The organism is Halobacillus sp. ABH2_015 (assembly GCF_056158945.1).
Map to the genome: position 1 here is coordinate 2,494,346 of NZ_JBSWUG010000002.1, position 18,926 is coordinate 2,513,271.

Consider the following 18,926-nt stretch of genomic DNA (forward strand, 5'->3'; position numbering starts at 1 on the left):
GAAGTTTAGTCCGGCTACAGCTCCTAAATCCTCGCTGTTCTAAGCACACCTTCTTCAAGACTGAAAAACACAGTCTTGAAGAAGGTGTGCTTAGCCAGTCGGATTTGACCAGTCGCTTTCGCCTTCTTCATATAGATAAGTCATCGATCCATTAGTATCCGTCAGCTCCACGTGTCACCACGCTTCCACCTCGGACCTATCAACCTCATCGTCTCTGAGGGATCTTATCTGCTCGAAGCAGAGGGAAATCTCATCTCAAGGGGGGCTTCATGCTTAGATGCTTTCAGCACTTATCCCGACCACACGTAGCTACCCAGCGATGCTCCTGGCGGAACAACTGGTACACCAGCGGTGTGTCCATCCCGGTCCTCTCGTACTAAGGACAGCTCCTTTCAAATTTCCAACGCCCACGACGGATAGGGACCGAACTGTCTCACGACGTTCTGAACCCAGCTCGCGTACCGCTTTAATGGGCGAACAGCCCAACCCTTGGGACCGACTACAGCCCCAGGATGCGATGAGCCGACATCGAGGTGCCAAACCTCCCCGTCGATGTGGACTCTTGGGGGAGATAAGCCTGTTATCCCCGGGGTAGCTTTTATCCGTTGAGCGACGGCCCTTCCATACGGTACCGCCGGATCACTAAGCCCGACTTTCGTCCCTGCTCGACTTGTAGGTCTCGCAGTCAAGCTCCCTTGTGCCTTTACACTCTGCGAATGATTTCCAACCATTCTGAGGGAACCTTTGGGCGCCTCCGTTACTCTTTAGGAGGCGACCGCCCCAGTCAAACTGCCCACCTGACACTGTCTCCGGACCGGATTACGGTCCTGGGTTAGAATGTCCGTACAGCAAGGGTAGTATCCCACCAGCGCCTCCACCGAAGCTGGCGCTCCGGTTTCCAAGGCTCCTACCTATCCTGTACAAGCTGTACCAACATTCAATATCAGGCTGCAGTAAAGCTCCACGGGGTCTTTCCGTCCTGTCGCGGGTAATGTGCATCTTCACACATAGTATAATTTCACCGGGTCTCTCGTTGAGACAGTGCCCAAGTCGTTGCACCTTTCGTGCGGGTCGGAACTTACCCGACAAGGAATTTCGCTACCTTAGGACCGTTATAGTTACGGCCGCCGTTTACTGGGGCTTCGGTTCAACGCTTCGCATAAGCTAACGCATCCCCTTAACCTTCCAGCACCGGGCAGGTGTCAGCCCCTATACTTCGCCTTACGGCTTCGCAGAGACCTGTGTTTTTGGTAAACAGTCGCTTGGGCCTTTTCACTGCGGCTCCTCGGCAGAGGAGCACCCCTTCTCCCGAAGTTACGGGGTCATTTTGCCGAGTTCCTTAACGAGAGTTCTCCCGCTCACCTTAGGATACTCTCCTCGCCTACCTGTGTCGGTTTGCGGTACGGGCACCTCTTTCCTCATTAGAGGCTTTTCTTGGCAGTGTGAAATCAGGAGCTTCGGTACTATAGTTCCCTCCCCATCACAGCTTGACGTTGCCGGACGGATTTGCCTATTCCGACCGTCTCACTGCTTGGACGTGCACATCCAATGGCACGCTCTCCTTATCCTCCTGCGTCCCCCCGTCATTCAAACGGAAAGGAGGTGGTACAGGAATATCAACCTGTTGTCCATCGCCTACGCCTTTCGGCCTCGGCTTAGGTCCCGACTAACCCTGAGAGGACGAGCCTTCCTCAGGAAACCTTAGGCATTCGGTGAAAGAGATTCTCACTCTTTTTTCGCTACTCATACCGGCATTCTCACTTCTAAGCGCTCCACCAGTCCTTACGGTCTGACTTCGCAGCACTTAGAACGCTCTCCTACCACTGATCATAAGATCAATCCGCAGCTTCGGTGGTGTGTTTAGCCCCGGTACATTTTCGGCGCAGAGTCACTCGACCAGTGAGCTATTACGCACTCTTTGAATGATGGCTGCTTCTAAGCCAACATCCTGGTTGTCTAAGCAACTCCACATCCTTTTCCACTTAACACACACTTTGGGACCTTAGCTGGCGGTCTGGGCTGTTTCCCTCTCGACCATGAACCTTATCACCCACGGTCTGACTCCCAGAACAAAGTCTATGGCATTCGGAGTTTGACTGAATTCGGTAACCCGATAGGGGCCCCTCGTCCAATCAGTGCTCTACCTCCATGACTTTCTATTCTGAGGCTAGCCCTAAAGCTATTTCGGAGAGAACCAGCTATCTCCGTGTTCGATTGGCATTTCACCCCTACCCACACCTCATCCCCGTAATTTTCAACTTACGTGGGTTCGGGCCTCCAGTCAGTGTTACCTGACCTTCACCCTGGACATGGGTAGATCACACGGTTTCGGGTCTACGACCGCATACTCACTCGCCCTGTTCAGACTCGCTTTCGCTGCGGCTCCGCTTCTGCTGCTTAACCTCGCATACGGTCGTAACTCGCCGGTTCATTCTACAAAAGGCACGCCGTCACCCATTAACGGGCTCCGACTACTTGTAGGCACACGGTTTCAGGTTCTATTTCACTCCCCTTCCGGGGTGCTTTTCACCTTTCCCTCACGGTACTGGTTCACTATCGGTTACTAGGGAGTATTTAGCCTTGGGAGATGGTCCTCCCGGATTCCGACGGAATTCCTCGTGTTCCGCCGTACTCAGGATCCACTCCGGAGAGAGGAAGATTTCGACTACAGGGCTGTTACCCTCTTCGGCTGATCTTTCCAGATCGATTCGTCTATCTTCCTCCTTGATAACTCCAAAGGAGTGTCCTACAACCCCAGAAAGCAAGCTTTCTGGTTTGGGCTGATTCCGTTTCGCTCGCCGCTACTTGGGAAATCGCGTTTGCTTTCTCTTCCTCCGGGTACTTAGATGTTTCAGTTCCCCGGGTCTGCCTTCCTATACCTATGTATTCAGTATAGGATACTGTCCCATTACGAACAGTGGGTTTCCCCATTCGGAAATCTCCGGGTCAAAGCCTGCTTACGGCTCGCCGGAGCATATCGGTGTTAGTCCCGTCCTTCATCGGCTCCTAGTACCAAGGCATCCACCGTGCGCCCTTATTCACTTAACTATCTTCGTGAAAAGACGTTTATATAAATCAATTAGATGTCTTGTCATCATGATCTCATCGCTAGATGAGTCATAATTCCTTATCCAGTTTTCAAGGTTCACAAATTTGAAAGATGCTTTGATCTCTCAAAACTGAACAACCAACACAGTACGTTTCCGTAATATCCTTAGAAAGGAGGTGATCCAGCCGCACCTTCCGATACGGCTACCTTGTTACGACTTCACCCCAATCATTGGCCCCACCTTCGGCGGCTGGCTCCAAAAAGGTTACCTCACCGACTTCGGGTGTTGCCAACTCTCGTGGTGTGACGGGCGGTGTGTACAAGGCCCGGGAACGTATTCACCGCGGCATGCTGATCCGCGATTACTAGCGATTCCGGCTTCATGCAGGCGAGTTGCAGCCTGCAATCCGAACTGAGAATGGTTTTATGGGATTTGCTACACCTCGCGGCTTCGCTGCCCTTTGTACCATCCATTGTAGCACGTGTGTAGCCCAGGTCATAAGGGGCATGATGATTTGACGTCATCCCCGCCTTCCTCCGGTTTGTCACCGGCAGTCACCTTAGAGTGCCCAACTGAATGCTGGCAACTAAGATTAGGGGTTGCGCTCGTTGCGGGACTTAACCCAACATCTCACGACACGAGCTGACGACAACCATGCACCACCTGTCACTTGGTCCCCGAAGGGAAATCCCTATCTCTAGGGAGGTCCAAGGATGTCAAGACCTGGTAAGGTTCTTCGCGTTGCTTCGAATTAAACCACATGCTCCACCGCTTGTGCGGGCCCCCGTCAATTCCTTTGAGTTTCAGCCTTGCGGCCGTACTCCCCAGGCGGAGTGCTTAATGCGTTAACTTCAGCACTAAGGGGTGGAAGCCCCCTAACACCTAGCACTCATCGTTTACGGCGTGGACTACCAGGGTATCTAATCCTGTTTGCTACCCACGCTTTCGCACCTCAGCGTCAGAAACAGACCAGAGAGTCGCCTTCGCCACTGGTGTTCCTCCACATATCTACGCATTTCACCGCTACACGTGGAATTCCACTCTCCTCTTCTGTCCTCAAGTTCCCCAGTTTCCAATGACCCTCCACGGTTGAGCCGTGGGCTTTCACATCAGACTTAAGGAACCGCCTGCGCGCGCTTTACGCCCAATAATTCCGGACAACGCTTGCCCCCTACGTATTACCGCGGCTGCTGGCACGTAGTTAGCCGGGGCTTCCTCGTCAGGTACCGTCAAGGTACCGCTCTATTCGCACGGCACTTGTTCTTCCCTGACAACAGAACTTTACGATCCGAAGACCTTCATCGTTCACGCGGCGTTGCTCCGTCAGACTTTCGTCCATTGCGGAAGATTCCCTACTGCTGCCTCCCGTAGGAGTCTGGGCCGTGTCTCAGTCCCAGTGTGGCCGATCACCCTCTCAGGTCGGCTACGCATCGTTGCCTTGGTGAGCCGTTACCTCACCAACTAGCTAATGCGCCGCGGGCCCATCTGTAAGTGATAGCGAGAAGCCATCTTTCAACTTATCTTCATGCGAAGAAAAGTATTACCCGGCATTAGCCCCGGTTTCCCGGGGTTATTCCGATCTTACAGGCAGGTTGCCCACGTGTTACTCACCCGTCCGCCGCTCGTTCCACGAGCTTCACCCCGAAGGGATCTGCTCACTTCCCGCGCTCGACTTGCATGTATTAGGCACGCCGCCAGCGTTCGTCCTGAGCCAGGATCAAACTCTCCATAAAAGTAGTTTGACTTGCTCATCTGCACACCGAATGTGCTTCTTTCAAATTTCTTCATTAAAGAAGAAACGTTTTGACGTACTGGTTGGTTCGTTCAGTTTTCAAAGATCAAATACTGCCCATCCGACAGTAATCAAATTCTAGCATAACTACTCTTATTTCGTCAATAGCATTTACTAGATTTTGTTGATTTTTTTACGTTGCTGCTGGTTTCTCTGAAGCAACGTTTACTATATTACATGTTATACACCGTTACGTCAATAGAATGATAGATATCTTTATCAACTTTTTATATTCAACTATTATCATGGTTTTCCTGTATGGATATGATCCCGACAGTTAAAAAAATGAGTCTCTTCTAGTGTCGAAGAGACTCATTCAGGCTGCAAGTAATAGACGGCCTTTCCTTTTTTCTTTCTGATCATACGTGCGGCCATCCGTGCGGCCCGTTTATTGTCGGAAATGACCAGGATATCTTTTGTGCAGTCAAATCGTTCCTTTAAAGCCCGGGACAAATAATTTAACGGAATGTTCTCAGCTCCAGGATAAGGGGAACGGTGGGCGATGATGTAATCCCTGATATCAATCACACAGACGTTATCCTCTGAATAAGACTGTTCGAAATAAGACTTCAGAGATGATCTCCGTTTATAGTAGAACAGGGTGGTCAGGAATATTATTATGGCCGATCCATATACGAATTCCATTGTTCTCACAACCCTTTCAGGATTAAAAGACGAGTTCTCCGTCCCATTTCAACATGCCGCCTTCCATATTCGATACATTGGAGAAGCCTTTTTCCTTCATAAATTCTGATGCGTTCATGCTTCTGCGGCCGGAGCGGCAGACCATCACATAGGATTCATCTTTTGGAAGCTGATCTACGGACTGCGGGATGTCGCTTAGTTTAATGTGTCTGGCCCCAGGAATCATACCTTGAGCCACTTCATCATCTTCCCTGACATCTATGACTTTAATATCTTCATTATTGTTCAGTTTGTTTTCGACTTCTTGTGGTGTTATTTCTTTAATTTGGTTCACGATAACCCCTCCAATTGTATTGATCCATGTTCATTTTAATCCATCATATTTCAAAGTCAAGACATCTGTTCAAGAGGTGGTTTCCTACATAAAAAGAGCGCCACAGGCATTTTACCCAGCGGCACTCTTTCTAAAACAATCAGTTGGCTACAATATTCACAAGTTTCCCAGGCACTGCAATGACTTTACGCACTGTTTTTCCGTTCAACCACTCCTGAACGTCCTCATTTTCCAGCGCCTGCTTTTCAAGATCCTCTTTGGAGGCCTCCGCAGGTACCATCATTTTCGCTCTTACTTTACCCATGACCTGAACGACAATCTCTACTTCATCTTCGACAAGTTTGGATTCATCGAAAGAAGGCCAGGGCTGATAAGTAATGGTTTCCTCATGTCCAAGCTTTTCCCATAGTTCTTCTGCAATGTGAGGAGCAACAGGGGAAAGCAGCTGGACGAATCCTTCAGCATAGGCTTTAGGAATCGTATCGGCCTTATAGGCTTCATTAATGAACACCATCATCTGTGAAATGCCTGTATTGAAACGCAGTTCCTCAAAGTTTTCCGTCACTTTTTTCACTGTCTCATGGTAGACCTTCTCTAAAGAATGGCCGGATTGTTCCGGTTGAATAGAACTTGTCAGCTCACCGTCCGGCATGAACAATCTCCATACACGATCAAGGAAGCGACGGGCACCGTCAAGACCGTTTGTCGACCAGGCAATAGATGCTTCCAATGGTCCCATGAACATTTCATAAAGGCGCAGTGTATCCGCCCCGTGTGAATAGACGATATCATCAGGGTTCACAACGTTCCCTTTGGATTTACTCATTTTCTCGTTATTCTCTCCAAGAATCATCCCCTGGTTGAACAGTTTTTGGAACGGTTCTTTTGTTGGGACGACACCTGCATCATATAGAACCTTGTGCCAGAAACGAGCATAAAGAAGGTGAAGAACGGCATGTTCAGCCCCACCGATGTATACGTCGACAGGAAGCCACTTCTTCAAGGCTTCATAATCTGCAAATGTTTCTGAATTGGTCGGATCAATATAACGAAGGTAATACCAGCAGCTTCCTGCCCACTGCGGCATAGTATTTGTTTCTCTGCGGCCCTTCATCCCTGTTTCAGGATCCACAACGTTTACCCAGTCATCAATATTAGCCAGCGGGGATTCCCCGGTCCCCGACGGTTTGATTTCTGTTGTTTTCGGCAGTTCAATAGGAAGATCCGCTTCTTTTACCGGTGTGATGGATCCGTCTTCCCAGTGGATGACAGGGATCGGCTCACCCCAGTAACGCTGGCGGCTGAACAACCAGTCACGCAGGCGGTATGTCGTCTGCTTCTTACCACGGCCGTTTTCCTCAAGCCATTGAATGGCTTTTTGAATGGCTTCTTCTTTTTGAAGGCCATCAAGGAAGTCGGAATTGATGTGAGGTCCATCTTCTGTATAAGCCGCTTCCTCTACATTCCCGCCTTCAACGACGGGGATGATAGGAAGACCGAAAGCCTGGGCGAATTCATAATCCCGCTCATCATGAGCCGGTACCGCCATGATTGCTCCGCTTCCATAGCTCATAAGTACGTAGTCAGCCACCCATACCGGAAGTTTTTCACCATTGATCGGGTTGACGGCATAGGCTCCGGTAAATACTCCGGTTTTATCCTTCGCTAGATCTGTCCGCTCAAGGTCGCTCTTGTTTTTCGCTTTTTCAATATAAGCGGCTGCCGCTTCTTTTTGTTCCCCTGTCACGATTTCATCGACTAATGGGTGCTCAGGGGCAAGAACAGCGTAAGTAGCCCCGAACAATGTGTCCGGACGCGTTGTAAATACATCAAAGGTAAGCTCTGTACCGTCCAGGGCAAAGGTGACTTCCGCCCCTTCGGATTTACCGATCCAGTTGCGCTGCATATCTTTAATACTTTCCGGCCAGTCCAGCTCTTCCAGATCATCCAGAAGACGATCCGCATATGCCGTGATTTTGAGCATCCATTGTTTCATCGGCCGGCGCTCAACAGGGTGACCTCCGCGCTCACTCTTTCCATCAATGACTTCTTCATTGGCCAGAACCGTACCCAGCGCAGGGCACCAGTTTACAGCGACTTCATCGATATACGCGAGCCCTTTTTCATAAAGCTTCAGGAAGATCCACTGTGTCCACTTGTAGTAATCCGGGTCCGTCGTATTGACTTCACGGTCCCAGTCATAGGAAAAACCCAGCTCCTGGATTTGACGACGGAAGTTATCAATATTCTGCTTTGTGAATTCTTCCGGATCATTTCCTGTATCCAGTGCATACTGTTCTGCCGGAAGACCAAAGGCATCCCAGCCGATCGGATGAAGAACTTCATATCCCTGCATCCGCTTCATACGGGAAAGGATATCTGTTGCTGTGTAACCTTCCGGGTGTCCCACGTGCAGACCTGCTCCGGACGGATACGGGAACATATCCAATGCGTAAAATTTCTGTTTGTCTGATTGACTGTCTGTTTTGAACGTTTTTTCGTTCAACCAGTGATTCTGCCACTTTTTCTCTATCGTTTTATGATCAAAAGCCACTTCATTTCCTCCTTTATCTCTCTCGAAAAAAATATAAAAAAGCCCCTCATCCCAAATGGGACGAGAGGCTTGATTCCCGCGGTACCACCCAAATTAACACAACTTATGTGTTCAACTCGACATCTGTAACGGCGATGAAACCGGCAGAAACTACTTTACGTTCACTTCTGCGACATCCAAGGCGAGTTCAGGACAATTAAGGACAGCTTTCACCAGCCGCTGCCTCTCTGGTACTTAATCAGAACCTTACTACTCCTTTTCCACGTCATCATATATATTCGTATCTTAATGAAAGGGCAGACCTTTGTCAAGCGCTTCTCTGTTCACCCCTGCCATTCATGCTACAATAGAATGGAATCTATTGTTTGGAGGCACAGCATGATTTTAAATAAAATACTGGACCAGGCTCACGCTCTTATGAAAAAGGCCGTCCATGAAGGCGGCGCTGTCATTGACGGGACGTGCGGCAACGGTCACGACACCTTATTCTTATCCAACCTCGTCGGCAACGATGGTCACGTCTACGCTTTTGACATCCAGGAACAGGCCGTCGAAAACACCAGGGCACGTTTGAAAGAGCACGAAGTACTGGAAAGGGCCACGGTCATTCATGACTCTCATACCCACATTGAGGAGCACCTGCAGGAGGAGCATAAAGGCATGATCCAGGCGGCTATCTATAATCTAGGATACCTGCCTGGCAGTGATAAACGCATCATCACAAAACCGAATGACACCATTACATCCATCGAAAACGTTTTGAAATCGTTAAAGAAAGGCGGCCTTGTCGTCCTTGTTGTCTATCACGGACACCCGGGAGGAAAAGAGGAAAAGGAAGCCGTCCTCCGTTATGTCTCCTCACTGGATCATAAGGACTATGAAGTTCTTAACTACAGCTTCATTAACAAGGATCGGACCCCTCCCTTTATTATCGCCATCGAGAAAAACGTATAAAACAAGCCTGGCAGTTTTAACTTCTGCCAGGCTTTAATTTATGGTACATTTTCGTATTGAAATAAAAGAACGCCGTTTTCCGGCCGCTGATTTTCAGCATATCCTTCACAAAGCTTCTTGCATTGGACAACCGCCTGACTTTCCTGTCGGCCAGATACATCCCAACGAGGCCTTTGTGGATCATTTGATGAAAGGACCGGTCCGGAAGCTTCTGAACCTCTTCATCTGTCCTGCGCACAAAGTATTCAAATCTCCCTTTCATCTGTTCCTGATGGTCATAATAGGAACAGAAGTTGAGATCTCCTTCCCGTTCATCCTCTTCCTGATCAATATAATAGTCAAGAAGAATATGAAGCCCCTGCATAAACGGAAAATAACTGTCCTCCACATTACGGGCCAGGTCCTCATCCATTTTGTTCCCCAGCGCATAGGAAACGAGGCAGAATATGCCCAAGGTGGATCCGGTGCAGGCGGAAAATTCATACCATTTCAATTCCGGCCAGTCGGTCTGGTGATGTTCGAACCACTGCTGCAGTCTCGGAATCCTTTCCTCTTCGATCACGTGCTTATGTACTTGAAGGTCGCAGTACAAACGCCCAAGCTTCAGTGCCCGCTCATGGACAATCTGATAATTGTCAGCCTGACTCAGCACATCCTGGCAGGTTTTCACAAGCTCATGAAGGTACCCGCCGTCATCCTTCTCTTCCCTGTATTTATAATAGTCGCGGCACGGATTCCCAGGGGTTAATGCATCGGCCATCGACAAGTGGAGCCTTTCAAAATCATCAGGATCCATGGAGGTGCTCCGATCACATAAATTATCGAGATAATCACTGATCGTCTGATAAGCGACAATAAAGCGGACAGCAAGATCCGGGCGGTCACCGGAAAGCACGGAATAAACCGCCCCACCTTCGCAATGGAACGTTTTATCCTTGATACTGGCCTGGGCCTGCGTTCTTAATTCTTCATCAGGGATTCGGGAGGCAGCATCTTTCCAATAGGCTAGTTCTTTATGTACTCGCGGAAACACATTCCGATACACTTCGTAAAGCAGATGGACAGCATTGCTTGGAACGGACTCCTTCAAGGGTGGACACTCCTAACGTTCATTTATTATGTTGCTCAAAAAAGATCGTGTATGGTGATAGACCTGGTCATTTTCCGGTTCATTAAAAATCTCATGGTAAAGACCCGGCCACAGCTTATAACTTTTTTCACTGGTATCGACATGATTGAACCATTCTTTTGTGCGTGCCGGATCCACTAAAAGGTCTTCCTCTGCCTGCATCACTAAAAGAGGCACATCAGGAAAACGGCTGACTTGTTGAAACGCCCGGATTCCCGCCTTTTGAAACTCACGGTACCACCGCACCGATACTTTATCAATGACAAGCGGATCCTGACGGAATTCTTCAACCTTGATTTGGTTTCTAGTTACATTTTCGGGATTCTGTCCCGCTTTCATACGCAGCGAAGGGGTAAAAACATTCAATAGATAGGAAAAAGCCTCCAGCGGGCGGGCCGTTTTATTCCGGATCTGTACAGCAGGAGAAGATAAAATCACACCATCCAGCTGCGGCTGCTTTTCCTCCATAAAACGAATCACAGCCAACCCCCCCATGCTGTGGCCGAGAAGGAAAATTTTTTTATCCGGATCCGCCTGCTCATACCAGCTTTGAATGGTTTCAACGTAATCACCAAACGAACGGATATGACCTTTCTTCCCATCAGACAACCCCTGCCCCGGCAGGTCTCCATAAATCACCGAAAAACCGTCCTGACGGAAACGATCAGCAAGTTCCTTATACCTTCCCATATGCTCAAAAGCGCCATGGACGAGAATGATGGTTGCACGATCACGGGCCGATTCCAGTTTTTCCACAGCCGATCCCTCTTTTCATTTGATATACTGATGTTACTCATATTATAAGGGGGCTTCGTATGATTTGCGAATATAAAGGAAAACGACCTCTCATCCACCCATCAGCTTTTACAGCAGAAGATGCCGTCATTACCGGGGATGTTGTCATAGAAGAGAACGCAAGCATCTGGTTTAAGACGGTCATCCGCGGCGATGTCTCATCGGTACATATCGGTAAGAACACAAATGTCCAGGATCTGAGCATGCTGCACCAAAGCCCTGACCAGCCTCTCATACTGGAAGACGGCGTTACGGTCGGGCACCAGGTTACCCTGCATTCTGCACACATTAAACAGGACGCTTTGATCGGCATGGGATCCATGATTCTGGATGGCGCTGTCATAGGGGAGCGGGCCTTTATCGGAGCAGGAAGCCTTGTTCCGCCCGGAAAAGAAATCCCTCCGGATACACTGGCCTTCGGACGGCCGGCCAAGGTGATCCGTTCCTTAACAGAAGAGGATTACAAGGAAATGGACCGGATCCGGAAATCGTATGTCGCAAAAGGGCAGTACTATAAGAACCTTCGGGGCTGAAATGCTTTTCAGCTCGATGCCTGCATGATCAGAAGACATACAGAGGGAAGTGGATAGCCGTATCAAATCAATGCGTACTCTGCCGTTAGTGCAACTCGTGAAAATAAAAAAAGCTGTTTCCTCCAACAAGGAAACAGCTTTTTTTTATTGAAAACGACCGCTGAGCTCTTCCGCTTTATCCGTACGTTCCCATGGAAACTCAACATCTGTCCGTCCAAAATGGCCGTAGGCAGACGTATCACGGTAAATAGGTTTACGAAGATCGAGCATTTTAATGATTCCAGCAGGACGGAGGTCAAACAAGTCACGCACAGCGTCCACCAGCTTTTCTTCCGACACTTTGCCGGACCCGCTGGTATTGATGGAAATGGAAACCGGCTGGGCCACCCCGATTGCATAGGCGAGCTGGACTTCCACTGTATCCGCAAGACCTGCAGCTACGATGTTTTTCGCAACATAACGAGCCGCGTATGCAGCAGAACGGTCCACTTTGGTCGCATCCTTCCCACTGAAGGCACCACCACCGTGACGCGCATATCCACCGTACGTATCTACGATGATCTTACGTCCTGTTAAACCGGCGTCCCCTTGAGGACCTCCGATTACAAAACGCCCGGTCGGATTGATAAAGTATTTGGTTTCATCATCAATATAGCCTTCCGGTACAACGGGCCCGATCACCTGCTCTTTCAAATCCTTCTGGATCTGTTCGAGCGTGACTTCTTCAGCGTGCTGCGTCGAAATAACAATCGTATCCACGCGGACCGGCTGATCATTTTCATCATATTCAATCGTTACCTGCGTCTTGCCGTCAGGACGAAGGTAATCGAGTGTTCCGTCTTTGCGGACATCAGAAAGACGCTTGGAAAGTTTGTGGGCAAGAGAAATAGGCAGCGGCATCAATTCGGGCGTTTCATTGTTGGCAAAGCCGAACATCAGTCCCTGGTCACCGGCACCGATGGCTTCTATTTCATCATCGCTCATTTTCCCTTCACGGGATTCAAGCGCAACATCCACTCCCCCTGCGATATCCGGGGACTGCTCATCAATAGCCGTCAAAACGGCACATGTATCTGCATCAAAGCCGTATTTTGCTCGTGTATATCCAATATCTTTAATCGTCTGGCGCACGATCGATGGAATATCAACATAGGTATTCGTACTGATTTCACCGGAAACCAGGACAAGTCCCGTAGTTACTGTTGTCTCACATGCCACCCTTGCATTCGGGTCGTTTTTTAAAATTTCATCTAAAATAGCATCAGAAATAGCGTCACAGATTTTGTCCGGATGACCTTCTGTCACGGATTCTGATGTGAATAACCGGCGGTTCGCTGGCATTCTAAAAACTCCTCCTTCTGTAAGTACAAAGTATTAGACGGAACTCTTTACCAGTATGTGTAGAAAAACATAAGTTCATTTCATAGTGTCATCCTGGATCCGAAAACGTTTTCGTGCACGTTCTCAGTCAGAAATAATAAACAGGCGGCAAGGCCTGGTCATGGACATTTCCTTCTTATAAAAAGAAAAAACCCTTCCTATACCGAGGAAAGGGGCTGCTTCCTTTCGCTCTTATCGTCCAAGGAGCTGACTCCTTGCTTCAGGTTAGCACCATGTCCCTGCGGACGGTTGCTGGGTTTCAAAGGGCCTGTCCCTCCACCAACTCTGGATAAGAGAGTTTCCGTTCTCAGCTATCGTATCGAAAAGCGTGTTTAATGTCAATTGGATTCATCGGGTTTCGACGCACCCCTTCCATCCAGATTCAACCTGGATAAACGTTCTGTTCAAACCATCATAGGATAATAACAGCCATGAAATATGGCAGTGTTGAAAACTTTCCCACAATCCACTGAATAGTATGGACGATTAAAATAAATGTGTTATACTAATCTCACATTATTAAACTGCAAAGGCGGGACGATGCATATGAGTACAATAAACCAACTGTCAGAACTTAATCTTCTACTTTCCCAGGACCATGTCCACCACCAATTATCTGTTCCACATTTAGTGGAAAAGATTTTATACCGCAATGAAGGTACACTAACGGAAAAAGGGGCCGTTCAGGCTACGACAGGTACCTATACGGGACGCTCACCAAAGGACAAATTCATTGTCCGTGACGACGTAACCGAAGATAAAGTCGAATGGGGTGCTGTGAACCAGCCTATTGACGATGATACGTTTGTGAAATTATACCATAAAGTGCTCGATTATTTGAAAGACCGCAGGGAGTTATTCGTCTTCAAAGGTTTTGCAGGAGCGGATGAGCGCTACCGCCTTCCTATGCAGGTTCTTACAGAATTCGCCTGGCACAACTTATTCGCCCGCCAAATGTTCATCCGGCCGGAGGCATCCGAATTGGAGGAGCATGACACAGAGTTCACTGTCATATCTGCTCCAACCTTCAAAGCAGATCCTGACGTGGATGGTACGAATTCCGAAGCGTTCATCATGGTTTCGTTTAAACACCGCGTTGTCCTCATCGGAGGAACAGAATACGCAGGGGAAATCAAGAAGTCCATCTTCTCCGTCATGAACTACCTGCTTCCGGAAAAGAACGTCCTTCCGATGCACTGCTCGGCCAACATCGGCAAAGAAGGCGACGTTGCTCTGTTCTTCGGTCTGTCGGGCACAGGAAAAACGACTCTGTCCGCTGATCCTCAGCGCCGCCTGATCGGGGACGATGAGCACGCCTGGTCCCCCTACGGTGTCTTTAACATTGAAGGGGGATGCTATGCGAAGTGCATCAACCTGTCCAAAGAAAAAGAACCGCAGATCTATGATGCCATTCATTTCGGCTCGGTTTTGGAAAACGTCGTCCTTCAGCCGGATTCGCACGCGCCGGATTATGACGATACGAGCCTGACGGAAAATACACGGGCCGCCTACCCACTGGATCACATTGATAATACAGTCCAGCCAAGTATTGCCGGCCACCCAAATGCCATCATTTTCTTGACAGCTGATGCCACGGGAGTCCTCCCACCAATCAGCCGTTTAACAAAAGAACAGGCGATGTACCATTTTCTAAGCGGCTATACGAGTAAACTGGCTGGAACAGAGAGAGGGATTACCAAGCCGGAAGCGACTTTCTCCGCCTGCTTCGGCTCCCCTTTCCTTCCGCTTGCTCCATCAGCATATGCTGAAATGCTCGGAGAGAAAATAGACCAGTTCAATACGGACGTCTTCCTTGTCAATACAGGCTGGTCAGGGGGAGCCTACGGAGAAGGCGAGCGTATCAAACTGAGTTACACGCGTTCCATGATCCATGCCGCTCTGGAAGGTGAACTGAGTTCTGCCGAAACTTATAAAGACCCTGTGTTCGGCCTTCACATCCCGACCCACTGCCCGGGAGTACCGGACGAAGTCTTATTCCCGAGAAAAACGTGGAACAATCCTGCCGCTTATGATGAAAGTGCCAAAGAACTTGCTGAAAAGTTTCATGCCAACTTCAAAAAGTTCACGTATGCCAGTGATAAAATCAAACAGGCCGGCCCGACCCACCACACAAACTAAACAGAAAAAAATCCGCCGTTATCCAAACGGCGGATTTTTTCTGTTCAGCGGTGTTCCAGACGCTTTAAACATTCCGGCAGAACCTCATCCTTCATCATGAAGCTGAACCGGTCGTTATTTTTCAAGTTTCCCGGCAGATGCCGGAAAAGGACAGGACCATGCGTTTCAAAATAATGATCCTGATCAGCCAGCTCAGATATTGTAGCAAAATAGACATTCTTGATGACAGTTCCGCCTTTTCCATCGACATGATACTGCCCAAGATAAGTCAGATCATCAATATCGGCTCCTGTTTCTTCTTTCACTTCTCTTACTGCTGCCTGTTCCGCCGTCTCCCCTTCTTCTACTTTCCCACCAGGGAATTCGAGCCCTCTGTCTTTGTGCCGGGTTAACAGCCACTGATCACGAAAGCGGCAGATGATCCACACATGTTTCGGCTCTTCAGAAAAAGGGTGATCCTCGAAGGATAACCGGACAGGATTTTGATAAAAATCATAAAAAGTTTTCATGTCTCTTCAACTGCCTTTAATCCTTGTTATACGTTCGCTTTCCTGTTTAAATCGTACCATAAGCAGCCGCAAATACAAACCAGTCCCTCTCTACTTGTAGGATTTCCGGTCCGTACCGACACAAAATCCCCCGATTATGTACGAAAGAACCGCTTCAAAAGGGGAAGCGGCCCTTCTCTCAATTTTTCAATACGCCCATTTCCTCAATATGCTTCTTCGTCATTTCATCACCCAGATCATAGATCTGCTGGAAAGCCTTATGCATATCCTCATCGGTATCATCGTTATCCTGATCCTGATGGTAAGGCATAAATGGAATATGAGCCCTGTAAAAGGACCGGCCGTCTGCCTGGGCAATCTCATCAAACACTTCACGCAGAGCCGTCACTTCTTCAGGGGTGGCGTAGATAATAAAATCATCATTATTAGCATCATGATTTACTGAAATCTCCCGCGTACCGATGTTAATGTAATACTGATCTCGTTCCATCTTCACCCTCCTTTCCCTTAGTGTGAACCATGAAGGGAAAGGTTATGAGTCCATTTAGGAAAGGAGATGGGTGGAAGACAGCTGTGTTGCCTCTGCCAGCTTTTCCTCATCGACTTCTATGCCGATCCCATGACCTTGAGGCACAGGTAAGGCGCCTTTCTGCACTTTCAAGGGAGGCTTTACAATATCAGCTTCAAAATAACGCGTCGACCCGGACAAGTCTCCCGGTATGGTGAAATTAGGCAGAGAGGCAAGGGCAAGGTTATGGGCTTTGGATATCCCTGATTCCACCATACCCCCGCACCACACCGGTACTCCGGATGCGGCACAGAAATCATGGATTTCTTTGGCGGCCGCCAATCCTCCTACACGGCTGATTTTCACATTGATAATCCGGCAGCTTCCCAATTCAACCGCCTGTACAGCATCTTGAAATGAGGTCACCGATTCATCCAGGCAGATCGGTGTCTGCATCTGTTTCTGTAGCTGCTGGTGCAGATAAAAATCGCCGGAACGGAAAGGCTGCTCTATCATCAGCAGGCCATAACGATCCAAAGCGGTCAAATTCTCCATATCCGCTTCATCATACTGCCCGTTCCCGTCGATCATAATGGGCAGATCCGGAGAAGCAGCCCGGACCGATTCAATCATTTCCCGTTCCTTCCCTTTGATGATTTTAAGCTTATACCTTTCATAGCCCTCCATCTGCAGTTCAGCAATATCCTGCTCAAGGTGGTCACTCAGACTAAGGACAGCTCCCGCCTGTACCATCTTCCTCGTTCCACCGATCAAAGAGGCAAGGCTTGTTTCCTTCTGTTTGGCATAAAGATCCCAGACAGCGCCTTCCAATCCTGCTTTGGCCATCGGGTGGCCCTGCACGGAAGCTGCGATTTCCTGAAACTGCGCTGGGTGGGAAAGGGCGTTTCCCGCCAACAAAGGGATAAGAAAACCCTCGAGGACATGCCATGCCGTGGCTGTCGTTTCATACGTATAAAAAGGCTCTGGAAATGCCGTCACCTCTCCATATCCGGTCAAGCCTGAGCGATCGTGAGCTTCAACGATAATAAGCGGACGTGACGTTAGACTTCCCCTTTTCGTACGGAAGGGATGTTTCATCTTCAGCTCAATTTTTTTGAGGATGATTTTCTCGATTTTCATCGGTCCCCGCCCTCTGTCAGGGAAAACAATTCCCTTCTCAGTAACTTGTTGGAGGCGTTTCGCGGCAGCTCCTGAACCCAGTATATATCAGCCGGCTGCTTATATTTCGCCAGCCTTTCATGGACATAACGGTAGATGTCCTCATCCCTGATCGTCTCATCCTCCGCCACAAGGAAAGCTGCCGGCACTTCCCCCCAGCGATCGTCCGGACGCCCCGTAACGCCGGCCTCTTTAATACCAGGGATTTCTGTAAGCACGCTTTCTATTTCAGCAGGGTACACGTTTTCACCGCCGGAAATAATCATATCCTTCACACGGTCGACGACATATAAAAAGCCGTCCTCATCCTGATACCCAAGATCCCCGGTATGAATATAAGGTTCCTGCCGTGCAGGGCGGTTATAATAGCCTTTCGAAACCATCGGACCTTGGACAATGATTTCTCCAATCTCCCCGGGAACCGGACTGTCGATCCACAGCTCGGCAAGGCTCAATGCTTTTCCTGCAGATCCCGCTTTATCAAAAGCGGAAGCAGGGCTCAATGTCGCAATTTGTGAGGAGGTTTCCGTCATCCCATAGGTCTGGAAAACAGGGATTCCCTTTTGAGAGCAGTTCTTTAACAGCACGTTCGGAACGGGGCCGCCTCCGAGCAGCATGCAGCGGAACGTATCCGGATAGCCGGATGAACCCGCCCGTTTCACAAGATGCTGGAGCATCACCGTAACGACAGACGCATGGGTCACGCCCTTATTCATCACAGCTTCATGGACCTGCTCTTGATCGAATTTAGCCATAAGGTACACGGACATTCCGTAAACCACACTCTTGATCAATACAGAAAAACCGCCGACGTGAAAAAGCGGCAGGCAGGTGAGCCACTTATCATCAGGCGTCAAACCAAGGTTGAAAGCGGAAGCAGCCGCACTATACCAATGGTTGCCATAGGTGTGAATCACGGCTTTTGGATTTCCTGTCGTTCCGGATGTGTACATCATCGTATAGGGAGCATCAAAATCAATCTCTTTTTTCAATTCCCCTTCCTCCCTGCTCCCGGAAGGTTCATTCCTGCACTCCACAGCCTTCACCCCTGTTTGTTCAACAGCTTGGTGTGCTTTCTCTCTTAAAGAGGCTGCAAAAAACATTCGGGAGACATCGGCATCCTGAAGCTGATAAGAGATTTCAGGGGCTGTCAGCCTTGTATTCAACAAGACGACGACAGCTCCTATATAACTGACCGCATGGATGAACACAGGAAAATGAATATCGTTTCCTGAAAGAAAAGCAATATGATCACCTTCCTCCACTCCCATACGTTTCAAGTAATGGGCCGTCTGCCGGCTTCTTTCCTGAAGTTCAGAAAATGTCCAAACGTCTCCTTCTGGTGTTTCCAGTGCTGTTTTTTCCGGATTTAAAAAGGCTTGTTTATCCAGCCAGTGAGGAATCTTTTCCCCCATATCGTTCTCT

Annotated in this window: 13 protein-coding genes, 2 rRNA genes, 1 riboswitch and 1 other annotated feature; of the genes, 3 read left to right on the top strand and 12 right to left on the bottom strand. The window is 48.9% G+C overall.

Annotation, left to right across the window (positions count from 1 at the left end; translation table 11 throughout):
- Positions 1–131: 131 nt before the first annotated feature.
- The 5 genes from ACXAD6_RS13220 to leuS form a co-directional block, all read right to left on the bottom strand.
- Positions 132–3,048 (bottom strand): 23S ribosomal RNA (locus ACXAD6_RS13220).
- A 170-nt stretch (positions 3,049–3,218) separates the two neighbouring features.
- A 16S ribosomal RNA gene (locus tag ACXAD6_RS13225) occupies positions 3,219–4,783 on the bottom strand.
- The 16S and 23S rRNA genes sit together here, the layout of an rRNA operon.
- A 371-nt stretch (positions 4,784–5,154) precedes the next feature.
- Positions 5,155–5,487, bottom strand: coding sequence for a rhodanese-like domain-containing protein (locus ACXAD6_RS13230; RefSeq protein WP_474969251.1), 333 nt, complete (start codon positions 5,485–5,487; stop codon positions 5,155–5,157).
- A gap of 22 nt (positions 5,488–5,509) precedes the next feature.
- Positions 5,510–5,821 carry a rhodanese-like domain-containing protein gene (locus tag ACXAD6_RS13235; protein ID WP_474969252.1) on the bottom strand — a complete coding sequence of 104 codons (312 nt, stop codon included), beginning with the start codon at positions 5,819–5,821 and terminating at the stop codon, positions 5,510–5,512.
- A gap of 139 nt (positions 5,822–5,960) precedes the next feature.
- On the bottom strand, positions 5,961–8,375 hold the full coding sequence (gene leuS / locus ACXAD6_RS13240) for a leucine--tRNA ligase (RefSeq protein WP_474969253.1): 2,415 nt from the start codon (positions 8,373–8,375) through the stop codon (positions 5,961–5,963).
- 53 nt (positions 8,376–8,428) lie between these two features.
- Positions 8,429–8,647 (bottom strand) — a binding site (T-box leader).
- A 79-nt stretch (positions 8,648–8,726) separates the two neighbouring features.
- Between leuS and mnmM the strand changes: the two genes are divergently transcribed.
- Positions 8,727–9,329, top strand: coding sequence for a tRNA 5-(aminomethyl)-2-thiouridylate-methyltransferase MnmM (gene mnmM / locus ACXAD6_RS13245; RefSeq protein WP_474969254.1), 603 nt, complete (start codon positions 8,727–8,729; stop codon positions 9,327–9,329).
- Between the two features lie 16 nt (positions 9,330–9,345).
- Here mnmM and ACXAD6_RS13250 read toward each other — a convergent pair whose 3' ends face one another.
- A complete protein-coding gene (locus tag ACXAD6_RS13250; protein WP_474969255.1) occupies positions 9,346–10,419 on the bottom strand; it encodes a tetraprenyl-beta-curcumene synthase family protein in 1,074 nt (357 codons plus the stop codon).
- Positions 10,420–10,431: 12 nt separating this feature from the next.
- The gene (locus tag ACXAD6_RS13255) at positions 10,432–11,214 is read right to left on the bottom strand and encodes a lysophospholipase (RefSeq protein ID WP_474969256.1); all 783 of its coding nucleotides are present in this window, start codon (positions 11,212–11,214) and stop codon (positions 10,432–10,434) included.
- Positions 11,215–11,273: 59 nt separating this feature from the next.
- Here ACXAD6_RS13255 and ACXAD6_RS13260 point away from each other — a divergent pair, with 59 nt between their 5' ends.
- Complete coding sequence (locus tag ACXAD6_RS13260) at positions 11,274–11,786, top strand: gamma carbonic anhydrase (protein WP_474969257.1); 513 nt, start codon at positions 11,274–11,276, stop codon at positions 11,784–11,786.
- Between the two features lie 144 nt (positions 11,787–11,930).
- Here ACXAD6_RS13260 and metK read toward each other — a convergent pair whose 3' ends face one another.
- A complete protein-coding gene (gene metK, locus ACXAD6_RS13265; protein WP_474969258.1) occupies positions 11,931–13,127 on the bottom strand; it encodes a methionine adenosyltransferase in 1,197 nt (398 codons plus the stop codon).
- A 228-nt stretch (positions 13,128–13,355) separates the two neighbouring features.
- Positions 13,356–13,462, bottom strand: a riboswitch (SAM riboswitch).
- 250 nt (positions 13,463–13,712) lie between these two features.
- Here metK and pckA point away from each other — a divergent pair.
- A complete protein-coding gene (gene pckA / locus ACXAD6_RS13270) occupies positions 13,713–15,305 on the top strand; it encodes a phosphoenolpyruvate carboxykinase (ATP) (protein WP_281658393.1) in 1,593 nt (530 codons plus the stop codon).
- Positions 15,306–15,349: 44 nt separating this feature from the next.
- Here the strand turns inward: pckA and ytkD are convergent, their stop codons facing one another.
- From ytkD to ACXAD6_RS13290, 4 genes are all read right to left on the bottom strand, one after another.
- A complete protein-coding gene (gene ytkD / locus ACXAD6_RS13275; RefSeq protein WP_027956479.1) occupies positions 15,350–15,814 on the bottom strand; it encodes an RNA deprotection pyrophosphohydrolase in 465 nt (154 codons plus the stop codon).
- A gap of 178 nt (positions 15,815–15,992) precedes the next feature.
- Complete coding sequence (locus ACXAD6_RS13280) at positions 15,993–16,304, bottom strand: hydrolase (protein ID WP_474969260.1); 312 nt, start codon at positions 16,302–16,304, stop codon at positions 15,993–15,995.
- 54 nt (positions 16,305–16,358) lie between these two features.
- On the bottom strand, positions 16,359–17,462 hold the full coding sequence (gene menC, locus ACXAD6_RS13285; RefSeq protein ID WP_474969261.1) for an o-succinylbenzoate synthase: 1,104 nt from the start codon (positions 17,460–17,462) through the stop codon (positions 16,359–16,361).
- Positions 17,459–18,916 carry an o-succinylbenzoate--CoA ligase gene (locus ACXAD6_RS13290; RefSeq protein ID WP_474969262.1) on the bottom strand — a complete coding sequence of 486 codons (1,458 nt, stop codon included), beginning with the start codon at positions 18,914–18,916 and terminating at the stop codon, positions 17,459–17,461. The genes menC and ACXAD6_RS13290 overlap by 4 nt, the downstream gene beginning before the upstream one ends.
- Between the last annotated feature and the right edge of the window lie 10 nt (positions 18,917–18,926).

Bases quoted from the DNA above. Each gene is read 5' to 3' on its own strand.
- ACXAD6_RS13230 (WP_474969251.1), bottom strand. From the start codon at position 5,487: ATGGAATTCGTATATGGATCGGCCATAATAATATTCCTGACCACCCTG.
- mnmM (WP_474969254.1), top strand. From the start codon at position 8,727: ATGGAATCTATTGTTTGGAGGCACAGCATGATTTTAAATAAAATACTG.
- ACXAD6_RS13260 (WP_474969257.1), top strand. From the start codon at position 11,274: ATGATTTGCGAATATAAAGGAAAACGACCTCTCATCCACCCATCAGCT.
- metK (WP_474969258.1), bottom strand. From the start codon at position 13,127: ATGCCAGCGAACCGCCGGTTATTCACATCAGAATCCGTGACAGAAGGT.
- pckA (WP_281658393.1), top strand. From the start codon at position 13,713: ATGAGTACAATAAACCAACTGTCAGAACTTAATCTTCTACTTTCCCAG.
- ytkD (WP_027956479.1), bottom strand. From the start codon at position 15,814: ATGAAAACTTTTTATGATTTTTATCAAAATCCTGTCCGGTTATCCTTC.
- ACXAD6_RS13280 (WP_474969260.1), bottom strand. From the start codon at position 16,304: ATGGAACGAGATCAGTATTACATTAACATCGGTACGCGGGAGATTTCA.
- menC (WP_474969261.1), bottom strand. From the start codon at position 17,462: ATGAAAATCGAGAAAATCATCCTCAAAAAAATTGAGCTGAAGATGAAA.
- ACXAD6_RS13290 (WP_474969262.1), bottom strand. From the start codon at position 18,916: ATGGGGGAAAAGATTCCTCACTGGCTGGATAAACAAGCCTTTTTAAAT.